The 14,375-nt window shown below is 44.3% G+C and carries 12 protein-coding genes; 2 read left to right on the top strand and 10 right to left on the bottom strand.

Going from position 1 to position 14,375, the window contains the following annotated elements:
* Positions 1–94 precede the first annotated feature (94 nt).
* Complete coding sequence (locus B5J94_RS06635) at positions 95–1,390, top strand: CapA family protein (RefSeq protein WP_062499209.1); 1,296 nt, start codon at positions 95–97, stop codon at positions 1,388–1,390.
* A gap of 217 nt (positions 1,391–1,607) precedes the next feature.
* On the opposite strand, the gene lptG is transcribed toward B5J94_RS06635, so the two are convergent.
* The 10 genes from lptG to B5J94_RS06585 all read right to left on the bottom strand — a co-directional run bounded on the left by lptG (position 1,608) and on the right by B5J94_RS06585 (position 14,008).
* Complete coding sequence (lptG, locus tag B5J94_RS06630; RefSeq protein ID WP_062499210.1) at positions 1,608–2,699, bottom strand: LPS export ABC transporter permease LptG; 1,092 nt, start codon at positions 2,697–2,699, stop codon at positions 1,608–1,610.
* Entirely contained in the window at positions 2,696–3,997 is a 1,302-nt protein-coding gene (locus tag B5J94_RS06625; RefSeq protein ID WP_062499211.1) for an LPS export ABC transporter permease LptF, read from the bottom strand. The genes lptG and B5J94_RS06625 overlap by 4 nt, the downstream gene beginning before the upstream one ends.
* A gap of 263 nt (positions 3,998–4,260) precedes the next feature.
* Positions 4,261–5,427 carry a 2-methylaconitate cis-trans isomerase PrpF gene (gene prpF / locus B5J94_RS06620; protein WP_062499212.1) on the bottom strand — a complete coding sequence of 389 codons (1,167 nt, stop codon included), beginning with the start codon at positions 5,425–5,427 and terminating at the stop codon, positions 4,261–4,263.
* 57 nt (positions 5,428–5,484) lie between these two features.
* Complete coding sequence (locus B5J94_RS06615; protein WP_062499213.1) at positions 5,485–6,282, bottom strand: HNH endonuclease; 798 nt, start codon at positions 6,280–6,282, stop codon at positions 5,485–5,487.
* Between the two features lie 81 nt (positions 6,283–6,363).
* Complete coding sequence (gene acnD, locus B5J94_RS06610) at positions 6,364–8,949, bottom strand: Fe/S-dependent 2-methylisocitrate dehydratase AcnD (protein ID WP_062499214.1); 2,586 nt, start codon at positions 8,947–8,949, stop codon at positions 6,364–6,366.
* Positions 8,950–8,994: 45 nt separating this feature from the next.
* The gene (locus B5J94_RS06605) at positions 8,995–10,167 is read right to left on the bottom strand and encodes a ComEA family DNA-binding protein (RefSeq protein WP_062499215.1); all 1,173 of its coding nucleotides are present in this window, start codon (positions 10,165–10,167) and stop codon (positions 8,995–8,997) included.
* Positions 10,168–10,244: 77 nt separating this feature from the next.
* Positions 10,245–11,405, bottom strand: coding sequence for a bifunctional 2-methylcitrate synthase/citrate synthase (prpC, locus tag B5J94_RS06600; RefSeq protein ID WP_062499216.1), 1,161 nt, complete (start codon positions 11,403–11,405; stop codon positions 10,245–10,247).
* A 161-nt stretch (positions 11,406–11,566) separates the two neighbouring features.
* Complete coding sequence (prpB, locus tag B5J94_RS06595; RefSeq protein ID WP_062499217.1) at positions 11,567–12,445, bottom strand: methylisocitrate lyase; 879 nt, start codon at positions 12,443–12,445, stop codon at positions 11,567–11,569.
* Between the two features lie 400 nt (positions 12,446–12,845).
* The gene (locus B5J94_RS06590; protein ID WP_211271063.1) at positions 12,846–13,850 is read right to left on the bottom strand and encodes a LysR family transcriptional regulator; all 1,005 of its coding nucleotides are present in this window, start codon (positions 13,848–13,850) and stop codon (positions 12,846–12,848) included.
* Positions 13,769–14,008 (bottom strand): WG repeat-containing protein, encoded by a 240-nt coding sequence (locus B5J94_RS06585; protein ID WP_062499218.1) that lies wholly within the window; start codon positions 14,006–14,008, stop codon positions 13,769–13,771. Before B5J94_RS06585 ends, B5J94_RS06590 begins: the two co-directional genes overlap by 82 nt.
* Before the next feature lie 60 nt (positions 14,009–14,068).
* Here B5J94_RS06585 and B5J94_RS06580 point away from each other — a divergent pair, with 60 nt between their 5' ends.
* The gene (locus B5J94_RS06580; protein WP_228144546.1) at positions 14,069–14,203 is read left to right on the top strand and encodes a transposase; all 135 of its coding nucleotides are present in this window, start codon (positions 14,069–14,071) and stop codon (positions 14,201–14,203) included.
* Positions 14,204–14,375: the final 172 nt, after the last annotated feature.

Here is a 14,375-nt window from a genome sequence, read left to right as displayed (position 1 = left end):
GGTTTATGGTATCTACAACCCGAAAAATAATCACTGGAAATCAATAATTTGTAACTTTAAGTTGAGATTGAAGTAGACATTAAGGAGAATTTTTATGACAAGATTATCATTACTGTGTTTTGTGACAGTGGGTATCTTATGCCAATCATGCAGTGCCGAGACCCAGACGCACTTTTCACAAAAAATCGCTGACTTTGGCGATACGGTGACTTACACCGCCACAACTTATAAAAATGACGTGGTGAGCTATGTCGCCCGCAAAGTTGATGATTTTGAATACAACCCCAATCAAGGCAGTAGCACCATCGTCAGTGATGAGATAATCATCAGCGATGATGATTTGTTATTTGGTCATGGCGATGACACCGCCACACCGAATAAAGACGGACTTATCAACATCGTGGCAGTGGGCGACATCATGATAGGGTCGTCCTTTCCCAATGTGGGCTTTTTACCGCCCAATGACGGTCGTGATAGCTTTAAATACGTCAAACCCTACCTAAAAGGCGATGTGGTCTTTGGCAACTTAGAAGGGGTACTGCTAGACGAAGGCAACTCCACCAAATGCCCCAACACGCCTGCCATAGACCCCGAGACAGGTCAGCCCAAACCCATGACTTGCTATGCCTTTCGTATGCCAACCCGCTACGCCAAAATCATCAAGGACGCAGGGTTTAATGTGTTAAGCCTTGCCAATAACCACACAGGCGACTTTGGCGACATCGGACGTACCAGCACCAAAAACACACTCGCTGATGTCGGTATCTACTCTGCCGGACTGCTGTCCAAGCCCACAACCACATTCACCAAAAATGGCGTAAAATACGGCATGGTCGCCTTTGCCCCAAACATCGGTACACTCTCTATCAATGACTTAGAGACCGCCAAACGCTATGTCAAAGAGCTGGATAAAAAAGTGGACATCGTCATCGTCTCATTTCATGGCGGCGCCGAAGGGGCAAATCATGTGCGTGTCCCCAAAACCACCGAGATGTATTTAAATGAAAATCGTGGCGATGTCTATAAATTCTCCCACAGTCTCATCGATGTGGGGGCGGACATCGTCATCGGGCATGGCCCGCACGTAACTCGGGCGGTAGAAGTCTATAAAGACCGTTTTATTGCGTACAGTTTGGGGAATTTTAATACTTATGGGGCGTTTAATGTGCGTGGACTAAACGGCATTGCCCCCATTGTCAATGTCACCATGCAAACTGACGGTAAATTCGTCTCGGCAGATGTGGCGTCCATTTATCAAACCAAAGAAAATGGGCTGATGATAGATAAAAATAACCGTGCCTTTGGTGAATTAAAACGCTTAACCGAACTTGATTTTCCTAATAGCGGTTTGGTATTTCGTGATAATAAGATTACTCGCTCATCAAAATAAGGCGTGATTAATCATATCATGACCCTAACGGGCTTAATATTCGCCATACGCTTTGAAAGGCTTACTTTGGACAGCCTTTGACAATTTTACAAGGCGTGCTCAGCACGCCCCTACACCCTTATATTATTGAGCTTGTAATGATTTGCCATACACTAAATGGCAAATTTGATTTTTAATTTAAAAATAACCATAAAAATGGGCAATCTCCCGCCCATTTTTATTGCCGTCTTTGCAGTAGATAAATCCCCACGCCAGCACTAATAATAATCGGCAATAACGCCATAAAAAACGGGGAAAGCCCTGTCGCCAATGCCACAAACCCTGTCAAATCGGTCAAATAGCTAAATAACAGCCCTGTCAATAACGCCATGACAATCCGCAAGCCAAGCCCTTGCGAACGCAACGACCCAAACACAAAGGACGACGCCACCAGCACCAATGACAGCACAGTAAAGGGGGATAAGAGCTTTTGCCAAAAGGCGACTTCGTGGCGTAACGAGCGTTTGCCTTGATGACTCATGAGCTGATGATGAGCGTATAGGTCGGTCAAGGACAAATCTTCGGCTTCTTTGGTCAAAAGATGAACATCACTCGGAGCAAGGGGCAGTGATAAGGTCTTGTGCGTGTCAAAACTGCGAGAGACACCCGTATCGCCTACGGTCAGCTGTGCCACGTCAGTCAGTTGCCACTGATAATCATCGCCTGCCTGCTCGTGGAACGCGCCACTGCCTGCACGGGTCGCCCCCGTCAGATTCGCCCCTTTATCCAGATAGTAACGTTTGGTTGCCCCCAGTTTGCCGTCCGAGTCAGCATAACTGATATAGACAATCTCTTGCCCTTGCTCGGTGTCATTCACTGCCCAGTAGCCATTGACCGTAAAGAGCTTATCGGTCGTGGCGGTATGCGTGGCTATCTGCGACGCTTTTTGGTTGGTTGTGGGCAGGATAAATTGATTGACCGCCAATGAGATGACCACAAATAAAAACGCTGGCAACATCGCATACCCGATAATGCGGTACACGCTCACCCCAGACGCTCGCATGACCACAAGCTCGCTGTTGCCCGCCAGCAGTCCAAGCCCTATCACCGCCCCCAGTAACGCCCCTGTGGGGATAAACTGCACCAAAAAATAAGGCGAACGGTACAAAATAAAGCGTAACGCGTCAAGATAAGTATAAGTCTCAGATAAGTTTTCAAGCTCGGACAGATAGGCAAAGATGATTTGCAATAGCCACAAGCCCACCACCGCTCCCATCATGGCAAACAGTGCCGAGCGGATGACATAACGGGGTAAAATCCATGCTTTCATGATGCCCCCTGCCCTGATTGCTGATGACTTTGGCGACTGATACGATTTCGGCGAAGCTGTGCCACGATACGGTCATGATAATTTAGATACAAGGCAAAGGCGATGAACAGCACCAATGCCACAGGATAGATGTACACGCCAATCTTGCCTTTGGCAATACTCTCTTTTAGGGAAATCAATATCAGCACGTTCGCCACGAAAATAAACATCGCAGGGATGAGTTTGAGCCATCTGCCTTGACGGGGTCGCACGGTTGCAAGCGGTGTGGCAAGTAACACAGCGATAATCATCAAAAACGGCAACGACAAACGATAACCGAGCTCGGCACGCACCTGCTGTGGGCTAAACGTGCTGTTTTTTAGGGTTATCTCGCCTTGCACCCCACGCACGCCCAAAAGCTCGCTTGTGGCAATGCCTTCTATCTTCATCGGGCGTCCTTGATTCTCGCTTTTGTCCGTCAGATGAATGCGATACCGCCCAAAGCCCACTTGGCTGTACTGACGACTGGCGGTGTCCACTTCATAACGTCGCCCTTCGTGCAAGTCAAGCACCACCGAGCCATCATGCGTAGCGGTCGGCACTTGGGTTGCGGATTTGGCTAGGATAATGGTGTCTTTGTTGGATAGTAGCTCGCTTGGGATTTTGCTCGTGTCTAGGTTATCAGCGTGTAGCAGGTCGCCCTGCTCTATGGCCGTCTGCGTGGTTGGTGTGTTGGCATGCTCTGCTTGCTTGTTATCATTCATCTGAATGACGATGACGTCTTTTAAAAATTCACGCTCATCGCCCACTTCGCCCACATATAGATGATAGTCGCCACTGCTGATGAACTCTTTGGTGCGAATCAAATCAAAAATCTCCACCACCGACTGCTCTTGCCAAATGTTGGTCGCCTTTGCCACGCCCCATGGCTTACCGATGAGCGTGATAAAACCCTGCATGACAAACACCACCACCACCAACGGCAAAATCCGCCTTGACACCGCCCCACGGCTTATCCCGCCTGCATTTAGCACCGCCATCTCATGGTCGGCATACAGTCGTCCAAACACCAGCATAAGCCCGATAAAAAAGGACAAAGGAAAAATCAATTCCAAAAAATAAGGCAAGTTATAGCCGATGAGTGTCCACAGCACCCCGACATCCAGCCCCCCTTCGGCAGCAATGCCAAAATAACGTATCAGGCGACCGCCCAACAGCATGATCACCAAAAACCCTAAAACAAGGGCGGTGGTCGTGGCAACTTGGCGTATCATGTAAGTGCGTAAAATCACGGTGCTAGACTGATGATAAAAATGCATTATTATAGCAAATTTTCATGGGTTTTGCTAAAAATAACGACAAAGGTTTAGAACACAAACCCCAAAGTTTTCTTACTTTGGGGTTTGAACTGACTTCATTTATACCTAGCAAACTCAATTTTTACTACGGGTTTGTAGGGACGTGATGAGCACGTCTTTTAATGTTGTCATTTTTATAGGCGTGCACAGCACGCCCCTACATCCAAGCATCATTGCATTCGTGGTAATTTTAAGTTTGTTGAGTATATATACATTTTAATCTGTCAAAAACTATCCTCAGGCACAAACACCTGCCCCACCATCAACCGCCGTGCCGAACGGCTCATGGATACCTTACGAGCGAGCCATTTACCATTTACACACTCGGACTGACCGCCCACCGTGAGCGTGCCTGATGGGTGTCCAAAGCACACCTCATTTAGCTCTTGACCGCCTGCCACGTCATTAACAAGCGTGCCAACGATTGTGCCTGCCGTGCCGATTGCCACAGACGCTGTTCCCATCATGGCGTGGTGCAACTGCCCCATGCTCATCGCTCGCACCAGTAGATGAATGTCGTCCGCCTTGACGGTTTTGCCACTTGATGAAACATAGTCGGCAGGGGGTGCAACCCAAGCGATTTTTGGGGTGTGCTGGCGTGTTTGGGCTTCATCAATGTGGCTGATTAAACCCATTTGTACCGCTCCATAGGCTCGGATTTTTTCTAATTTGGCTAAAATCTCGCCATTGGAATTAATGTCTTTTTGCAATTCCGTACCTGTAAAACCCAAATCAGACGCTCTTAAAAATATCGTGGGAATGCCAGCGTTAATAAAGGTAACGTCAAATTCGCCCACATCAGGCACGCTAAGTCTGTCCTTTAAATTGCCTGTAGGGAACATCTCGCCGTCATCGTCCACAGGGTCAATAAATTCTATCTTAACTTCACTGGCGGGGAAGGTTACGCCGTCAAGCTCAAAATCGCCCGTTTCTTGGACTTGTCCGTCCTTGATAGGAATGTGGGCGATAATGGTTTTGCCAATGTTTTGCTGATAAATCTTGACCGTGCAAATGCCGTTATCAGGGATTTTATCCGCCTGTACCAAGCCATTGGTAATGGCAAACGCCCCCACCGCCCCTGTCAAATTACCACAGTTGCCTGACCAATCAATCATCGCTTTATCAATCGCCACCTGCCCAAACAGATAATTGACATCGTGCGTACCGTCCGTACAAGGTGAGATAATCGCCACTTTGGACGTGCTTGATGAACCATTGCCCATACCGTCAATCTGCTTGCCATAGGGGTCAGGACTGCCCACGACACGGAGTAAAAATGCGTCTCGTGCCTGCCCTGCCACTTGGCAAGGCTTTGGCAAATCCGCCAAATTAAAAAATATGCCTTTTGATGTGCCACCACGCATATAAGTGGCGGGGGTTGGGGTTTGCATTTTAAGTTCCTTATTCCTTTTGGTGTGGGGCGTAAGGTGCGTATTACGCACCTTTATTTATGGTAATTCTAAATGAGAAAAATTTAAATTTTCAAAAATATCTAATATTATTTTTGGTTCTAAAGTTTGTAATTCTTGTAAGAAATATTGAGTATTTTTACTATCTAAATATTTGGAATTTCCGCAAGAGAAACGTCCTATAACTTCTTTTGGGTAATTTTCATCATTCCACTCTCTAAGTAGGCATTCATTTACCAATTCCATATATAATTCTGCACTATGGTTACGATTAATAGTGAGTTTTCTTTCAATCACTCTTGGGTCAAATGATAAAGAAAGACCATCCATGTCTGCATTAATAATACAGTGAGCATAGTATTTTCTAGCTGAGATTGATACCCTTTCAAAACATTTAATAAACTCTAAAATATCTGAAAAGTAGTTTTGATAGGATTCACAATTTTCAGTAATTTTAAATAAATTTTGTGGGTATATTGTTTTTTGATATAAGTAATCACTAGGCACATCATCATTATCGGAGTAAAGAAAATTACTTTCGTGATTTCGCTTTATTTCCTTTAAATACTCAACTGTATAAATTTCTTCGTTATCGGTTATTTTATGATGGTTTGGACATAATAAAATTAGGTTAGATATATCCCTTCTCTCTTCATCTGTCTGAAAAGGATTATATCTTTCCCCACCTTCATTCGCTCCTTCAATATGGCATATTTCACCTATAAAATCGCCATTTTCATCAGTTAATCTTTGATTGCAGGTAGGAAAGGCACACTCATTGCCAGAAAGTAAATACAGTCGGCGTTTTGTTGCATTTGTTGGGTTTAGTCTAGTCATATTTTGTTTCCAAAAACAAATAAATAATAGGTATTCATTGTGGCTAACCCAAACTTTTCAAGCTAGCCACAATATGGAAGTTTATTTTTTATCCAAAAACCTCCCCGCAAACTCCCTTAACACACCCCCCGCCTTATAAGTTTTAACATCGCTATCACTATCAAGGCGACATAATACAGGCACGGTTTCGGTCTCGCCATTTTGTCTTTGAATGACCAAATCCAAAGTACAGCGAGCCGAAATATCGCCCTTAATCGCATAAATTTCCGTACCGTCCAATTTTAGCGTATGGCGATTTTGACCGTTTATAAATTGTAGTGGCAACACGCCCATTCCCACAAGGTTGGTGCGATGAATGCGTTCAAAGCCTTCTGCGACAATCACTTCCACGCCTGCCAGTCGCACGCCTTTTGCCGCCCAGTCTCGGCTTGACCCTTGCCCATAGTCCGCCCCTGCAATGATGATTAAAGGCTGACCCCGCTCCATATAGGTCTCAATTGCTTCCCACATTCGCACAACCGTACCGTCTGGTTCAATGCGAGCCCAAGAGCCTTGACGCACCGTGCCGTCTTCGTTTCGCACCATTTCATTAAAGAGTTTGGGATTTGCCAAAGTCGCCCGTTGTGCGGTCAAATGGTCGCCCCTGTGCGTGGCATAGCTGTTAAAATCTTCTTCTGGCACGCCCATTTTGGCAAGATATTCGCCCGCCGCCGAATTTTTGACAATGGCATTGGACGGCGATAAATGGTCGGTGGTGATATTATCAGGCAAAATGGCAAGCGGTCGTAAGTTTTGTAATTGGCATTCTTTCGCCAATGCCCCTTCCCAATAAGGCGGACGGCGGATATAAGTGGATTGTTCACGCCAAGTGTAAAGCGGACTGCTTGCTTTTTGTGATTTATCCAAATCAAACATTGGGATATAAATTTCACGAAATTGCTCAGGTCTCACGCATTTTGCCACAATGTCATCAATTTCATCATCGCTTGGATAAATGTCTTTTAGATAAATCGGCTCGCCATTGTGATAGCCCAATGGGTCATTTTCAATGTCAAAACGAATCGTCCCCGCAATCGCATACGCCACGACTAAGGGCGGACTTGCCAAAAACGCTTGTTTTGCTTGTGGGTGAATGCGTCCGTCAAAGTTGCGATTGCCCGACAAGACGGCTGTGGCGTACAAATCTCGGTCGATGATTTCTTGTTCAATCTCTGGTCGTAATGCACCGCTCATACCATTACAAGTGGTGCAGGCATAAGCAACAATGCCAAAGCCCAATTTTTCAAGCTCGGACAATAATCCTGCCTCGATTAAATAAAGGCGAGCAACCTTAGAACCAGGGGCAAAGGACGATTTGACCCAAGGTTTACGAACAAGCCCAAGTTCATTTGCCTTTTTCGCCAATAATCCTGCGGCAACGGTGTTTCTTGGGTTGGAAGTATTGGTACAGCTTGTAATCGCTGCGATAATCACCGCCCCGTCAGGCATTAGTCCGTCTGTGCGATTTTCTACCACTCCTGCAATGCCTTTTGCCTTTAAATCTGCCGTTGCCACGCGTGCGTGTGGGTTAGATGGACCTGCGATATTACGAGTTACCTTTGATAAATCAAATTGCAAAACGCGTGGATAGACCGCCTTTGTCATTTTATCCGCCCACAGCCCAACGGTTTTGGCATATTGTTCCACCAATTTGACTTGGCTTGGCTCTCGCCCTGTCAAGGTGAGATAATCTAGCGTGTTTTGGTCAATATAAAATAGCCCTGCGGTTGCCCCATATTCAGGGGTCATATTGGCAATGGTCGCTCTGTCGCCCACCGACAGACTGTCCGCCCCTTCGCCAAAAAATTCAAGATAAGCCCCAACCACTCGCTCGGCTCGTAAAAACTCGGTCAATGCCAAGACAATGTCGGTCGCTGTAATCCCTGCTTGGCGTTTACCCGTCAAATGCACGCCCACAATGTCAGGCGTACGCATCATTGACGGCTGTCCAAGCATTACGCATTCGGCTTCCAGACCGCCCACGCCCACCGAAATCACACCCAATGCGTCCGTATGCGGCGTATGGCTGTCCGTGCCAACACAGGTGTCAGGAAATGCAATGCCGTCTTTGATTTGCACCACAGGCGACATTTTCTCTAAGTTGATTTGGTGCATAATGCCGTTGCCAGCAGGAATCACATCGACATTTTTAAAGGCGGTTTTTGTCCAGTTGATAAAGTCAAAACGGTCATCGTTTCGGCGGTCTTCAATGGCACGGTTTTTGGCAAAGGCGTCAGGGTCATCGCCCCCGTGTTCCACCGCAAGCGAGTGGTCAACAATCAGCTGAGTTTGCACCACAGGATTGACTTTGGACGGGTCGCCCCCTGCTTTGGCAATCGCATCTCGTAGCCCTGCCAAATCCACAAGGGCGGTTTGCCCCAAAATGTCGTGGCACACCACCCGACAAGGATACCAAGCAAAGTCTAATTCTTGTTTATTATCAATAAGTTGTGCCAAATACTCGCCTAATTTTGGGTCATCGTGTGAATGACGAACCAGCTGTTCGGCAAGCACTTTGGCGGTGTAGGGCAAGCGTTCATAGGCATTGGGGCGAATGTCGTTAATCGCTTGTTCTACATCATAATAATGTAGCTCGGTGTTTGGTAGAGGTTTGCGGTAGTTTTTCATTGCTAAGTTTCCTTTTCTTTGGCTGTGAAAAAAGCTATTAACATATTAAAAAATAAAATTTTCTTTGGCAATATTCAATACTTTTGAACCAATGCCTTCAATTTCTGAAAAGCCCTTTTCTGAAAGACTTCCTAATTTTACTCTCGCTTTAATGATTTCTTTTGCAACTTTTCTTGATACCCCTAATACAGCTTCCAATTCATCTAAACTGGCTTGGTTGATAGATATTTTTTCCTGTCTAGCATTTGGTTGGATAAATTCCAAAATATCCGCCAATAATAAATAGATATGAAAAACTGTTTTAGTTGTTTCTAATTGAGAAACATCAGAATGAACACCCTTGCAAGTTAAGGCGTAGGATTTTTGCAACCAAGAACCCAAAAGGTCTATATGTGCCTTTGCTAAATCCTTGTTGCTATCCGATTGGATATTTATATCCATAAAACGCCATAATCGGTTAATGTATTGATTTGGTTTAAAAGTTCTACCGTTAATGACTTCATCAGTTGCTGGATATAGCGTATCAGCTAATTTTTCTAGTAATCTACGACAAGTTGTAAGAACTTGGGATAATTCTTCTTTGTTATTTGAAGTGGAATTTTTAAAAGCAATCATCAACTGTTCAGCAATTTCTGGATTTATATCTAGTAATTTGTCATCTACTGCTATTCTTAGAATATCAAAACTAGATTGTGTTGTACCTTCAAATTTGAGCTGATTAAATAATTTTGTAGCAATTTTATAAGTATAAACTTTTATATATTCCAGATGTTCTTGTAAATTAGTAATATAGTATGTTTGGTCATTACCTTTTTTACTTTTTGCAAGTATATCTATTTTTTGCTCTATAAAACCAATCGAATTTAAACCACCAGATGACTCAACAGATTTAAATTGATAAAATTTATTTAAGTCTTTTGTACTGATATTTAATGATATAATTGGGTCTAAAATAACTTTTACTTTTGGGTTTTCATAATTTAAATTTACAACACCATTTTCTTGTAGCTCATTAACACTTACAAAGAGTTTTTGTAATGGTAATATATACTCTGGGTCAGCCAACTGAATCTTAGTCCAAGCCAATAACTCTTTTTCATCAAGCAATTCTGTTGCTCTTGATAGTTTCTGTACAGAAATAGCAACTTTGCCATTTGGCTTATCTAATTCATTTAATACTTCGCCCAATAATTCAAGAGCCATTTCTTTTTTGTTCATAAAAAATCACCTTAATGCAAAATCTTAAAAACAAAGGCACATTTTCCCAATTAAAAATATGCCCTTGTTTTATTTAATTACCGCTCATTCATCGGCACAAATTTTAAATTCTCAGGGCCTGTATAATTGGCACTTGGGCGGATAATTTTACCGTCCGCGCGTTGCTCCAAGATATGGGCTGACCAACCTGCGGTGCGAGCCATTACAAATAATGGGGTAAACATTGCGGTAGGCACGCCCATTTTTTGATAAGACACCGCCGAGAACCAATCCAAATTCGGGAACATTTTTTTCTCGTCCCACATTACCGATTCTAATCGCTCGGCAATGTCAAAGAGTCGCATATCGCCTGTTTCTTCACTTAAATCTTTGGCGACTTGTTTAATCACTTCATTTCGTGGGTCGCCTGTGGTATAAACAGGGTGTCCAAAACCAATGATAATTTCTTTTTTGGCAATGCGTTCTTTAATATCGGCTTCGGCTTCATCAGGTGTGCGATAGCGTTTTTGAATGTCATAAGCGACTTCATTGGCTCCGCCGTGTTTCGAGCCTTTTAACGCCCCAATCGCTCCGCAAATACAAGAATACATATCCGAGCCTGTTCCTGCAATGACTCGACTAGTAAATGTGGACGCATTAAATTCGTGCTCGGCATATAAGATTAGGCTAATATGCATCGCCTTTCTGTGGTATTCATCAGGTCGCTCGCCGTGCAATAAATGCAAGAAATGTCCGCCAATAGAATCTTCTTCACTCTCCACGCTAATGCGTTTGCCATTGTGGCTATATTGATACCAATACAAAAGAATAGAACCAAGAGACGCCAATAATTTATCAGCAATATCACGGGCTTCACTGGTTGGCATACTTTCTCGCTCTGGAAATACACAGCCCAGCATTGAAACGCCCGTCCGCAAAACATCCATTGGGTGTGTATGAGCAGGCAAACTTTCTAATACTTCAATGACCCGAATTGGGAGTCCTCGCATTGATTTTAATTTTTGCTTGTAGGCAATTAACTCATAGCGGTTTGGCAAATGTCCGTGAATTAAAAGATGAGCGATTTCTTCATATTCGCAGTTATTTGCCAAATCCAAAATATCATAACCACGATAATGCAAATCATTGCCCGATTTACCAACGGTACAAAGGGCGGTATTACCTGCAATTTGTCCGCTTAGGGCGACTGATTTTTTGGGCTTAAAGCCGTCAATTTTGGGTAGGGTTTGTTCACTCATAGCAGTGTTCCTTTTGTCCTTAATGGGAAATGATAATTTATTTAATGGCTAAAAAGGGTTAAATAAATTATCGGTTTTGGGATAATTATTTTTTGGTAATTATCCGTTTTTTAAATATCCTTTTTAAAACTTAATGGGGATATTTAAATAAGTTCAAATATTTATTTCTTAAATGCATTATCCAAATAGTCTTCAAATTGATGATAATTAATGCGTTCGTATAATTCTGAACGGGTTTGCATGATATCCACGACATTTTTTTGTGTGCCGTCCGTGCGTAGGGCATTATAAACCGTTTCCGCCGCCTTATTCATCGCCCGAAATGCCGAAAGTGGATACAACGCCAGCGACACATCAACACTTGCCAGCTCATCGGTGGTATAAAGTGGGGTTGAACCAAATTCGGTAATGTTCGCCAAAATCGGCACATTTGTCGCATCAGCAAATTGTTTGTACATTGACAAATCGGTAATCGCCTCTGGAAACAGCATATCCGCCCCTGCTTCCACATAGGCACACGCTCGCTCAATGGCGGATTCCAAGCCTTCTACGGCAAGGGCATCGGTGCGAGCCATGATGACAAAGTTCTCATCGGTGCGAGCGTCCACCGCTGCTTTGATTCTATCCACCATTTCTGCGGTGCTAACGACTGCCTTGTTTGGGCGGTGTCCACAGCGTTTGGCACCGACTTGGTCTTCAATGTGCATGGCTGCCGCCCCAAATTTGATGAGCGATTTGGTCGTGCGAGCCATGTTAAAGGCACTCGCCCCAAACCCTGTGTCAGCATCCACCAATAGCGGTAAATCGCACACATCGGTAATACGGCGAACATCGGTCAAAACATCGTCAAGGTTACTAATGCCCAAATCAGGCAAGCCAAGCGACCCTGCCGCCACGCCACCGCCTGACAGATAAATGGCTTTAAAGCCTGCTCGTTTGGCAAGTAGGGCATGGTTGGCGTTAATCGTGCCAACGACTTGTAGGGGTTTTTCGGCTTGGACGGCTTGGCGGAAGGTTAGACCTGCGGATGGGAGACTCATGGCATTTATCCTTAAAATTTCAACTAAAAAGCTGGCTGTGAGTGAATGGTTGGCGTTATGCACCCAACAAACTTGATATTTACCACAATCTTTGTAGGGGCGTGCTGAGCACGCCCAAAAAACTGCTATCATCAAAGGACGTGCTCAGCACGTCCTTACGCTACATATCATAAATTTTGGTAATTTCAAAGTTCTTTGACTATTAGTATAACTACAAAAAATCCATTTGTCTTTATCTTATATTTTTTAATTTTTATAAAATATCATATTAAAAATACTAATATTATACAAAAACTGCATACTATCTGCCAAAAATCACATAATCTACACCTGTTTTATTAATTTTTTGCATAGTTATTTGTAAAATCAAGAATAATTCTTATTATTTTGACATATTTTGTTACAAATTATCATCATACACGGCATGAATGGCGTTTAGCAGGGCTGATATGTGGGGGTGTTGGGTGGTGGCGAGTGTGTTAAGGTAGATGGGCGAGACGGCATGGTCGGCTAGGGGCAGGTAGGCGATTTGATGACTGCGGACGGTACTTAGGCTCTCAGGGACAAATGTCATGCCTTCGCCTGCTGACACCAGTCCTAGGGCGATTTGGATGTCTCGGGCGTGTTTGGTGGATTTGGGACTGATGTTTTTTTGATAAAAGATGTTTAGTAATGGGTCAAGGGTTTTTTCGCCCACCACCAAAGGTGTGCGATGATAGGTAATAAGCGTCTCTTGGGCGAGTGTTTTTAGGGAGATTTGCGACTGCTTGGCAAGCACATGAGTCATCGGCAAAGCAACCACGAGCTTTTCGTCCGTCAAAAAAGTTTGGCAAATAAACCCATCTGACGACAAAAACCGCCCAAAGCCCACATCAATCTGCCCTGTTTTTAGGGCGTGCATTTGCTCGTTTGAGCTTATCTCAATCAGGCGAATGTCAAGGTTTGGCAGGTGTTGTTTTAGTTTGCCGATAATCTCGGGCAGTCGCCCATACAAAACTGATGCCACAAAGCCGATGGTCAAACTGTGGGCAGTTTTGCCAAATTTTTGGGTGAGTAGGATAAGCTCGTTAAGCTCGCCCACGCTTTTTTGGACGTGTTCAAAGAAAAACTCGCCAGCTTCGGTAAGTCTCATCGGGCGGTGCGTGCGGTCAATCAGCACCTGTCCAAGAATATTTTCTAAGCTGGCAATATGCCGAGACAAGGTCGGCTGTGAGATACCCAACGCATGGGCGGACTGGCTCATGCCCCCTGTTTTGGCAAGATGGATAAAGGCACCAAGCTGTGACACGCTAACATCAATCATAACATCATCCACAGACACCCTTAAAGCCCAAACGACAACCCACCAAAATACACCCCCGAATTCATCGGTTTTAGGCGATGAGCTTGGGGCTTGATGAGCCATTTGTTCTCATAAGACAGCACGCCATACTGACCGTCATCGGTTGTAACGATGACATACTCATCCCACAGCTCTATGTCTTTGTACAAGGCAGGAATGATGACATCGCCTTTATGATTGATGACCCCTGACAGCCCAGTATTATCTTGTAGTCGCTCCAAGGGGTGTAGCCTGCCCTGCTGTTTTGCCCCGTCATCCGCCCACGAAAAGACATTGTATTGATGAAGTTTGGTGATGAATTACCTTTATCTGTTAGAAACTGGACTTGCCCCAACTGCAACACAAACCACGATAGGGACATCAACGCCAGTATCAACATTTTAAACAAAGCGGATAAGATTTTAAACTTATCTTAACAAAAACCTTGGCGGGTGAGTTCTATCCCCAATTTTAAAATGCCTATGGAGCTTATGTAAGACCTACGCCAAATAGCAAGGGCAACAAGCGATGAAGTAGGAAGAAAACGCTAAATTTGCCTTTGGGTAGATTTGGGTAGGTTTTTTGGAACGGTAATTCATCTAACTTAAC

This window comes from Moraxella lacunata (assembly GCF_002027545.1).
Classification (GTDB): domain Bacteria; phylum Pseudomonadota; class Gammaproteobacteria; order Pseudomonadales; family Moraxellaceae; genus Moraxella; species Moraxella lacunata.
The sequence above is the reverse complement of the archived record's forward strand: the minus strand, read 5'-3'. Positions and strand labels throughout refer to the sequence as shown.

What these genes read in the sequence shown, in the direction of transcription:
- B5J94_RS06625 (WP_062499211.1), bottom strand. Translation starts at nt 3,997, where the DNA reads ATGCATTTTTATCATCAGTCTAGCACCGTGATTTTACGCACTTACATG.
- B5J94_RS06605 (WP_062499215.1), bottom strand. Translation starts at nt 10,167, where the DNA reads ATGAACAAAAAAGAAATGGCTCTTGAATTATTGGGCGAAGTATTAAAT.
- prpF (WP_062499212.1), bottom strand. Translation starts at nt 5,427, where the DNA reads ATGCAAACCCCAACCCCCGCCACTTATATGCGTGGTGGCACATCAAAA.
- prpC (WP_062499216.1), bottom strand. Translation starts at nt 11,405, where the DNA reads ATGAGTGAACAAACCCTACCCAAAATTGACGGCTTTAAGCCCAAAAAA.
- B5J94_RS06635 (WP_062499209.1), top strand. Translation starts at nt 95, where the DNA reads ATGACAAGATTATCATTACTGTGTTTTGTGACAGTGGGTATCTTATGC.
- lptG (WP_062499210.1), bottom strand. Translation starts at nt 2,699, where the DNA reads ATGAAAGCATGGATTTTACCCCGTTATGTCATCCGCTCGGCACTGTTT.
- B5J94_RS06590 (WP_211271063.1), bottom strand. Translation starts at nt 13,850, where the DNA reads ATGGCTCATCAAGCCCCAAGCTCATCGCCTAAAACCGATGAATTCGGG.
- B5J94_RS06580 (WP_228144546.1), top strand. Translation starts at nt 14,069, where the DNA reads ATGAAGTTTGGTGATGAATTACCTTTATCTGTTAGAAACTGGACTTGC.
- prpB (WP_062499217.1), bottom strand. Translation starts at nt 12,445, where the DNA reads ATGAGTCTCCCATCCGCAGGTCTAACCTTCCGCCAAGCCGTCCAAGCC.
- acnD (WP_062499214.1), bottom strand. Translation starts at nt 8,949, where the DNA reads ATGAAAAACTACCGCAAACCTCTACCAAACACCGAGCTACATTATTAT.
- B5J94_RS06615 (WP_062499213.1), bottom strand. Translation starts at nt 6,282, where the DNA reads ATGACTAGACTAAACCCAACAAATGCAACAAAACGCCGACTGTATTTA.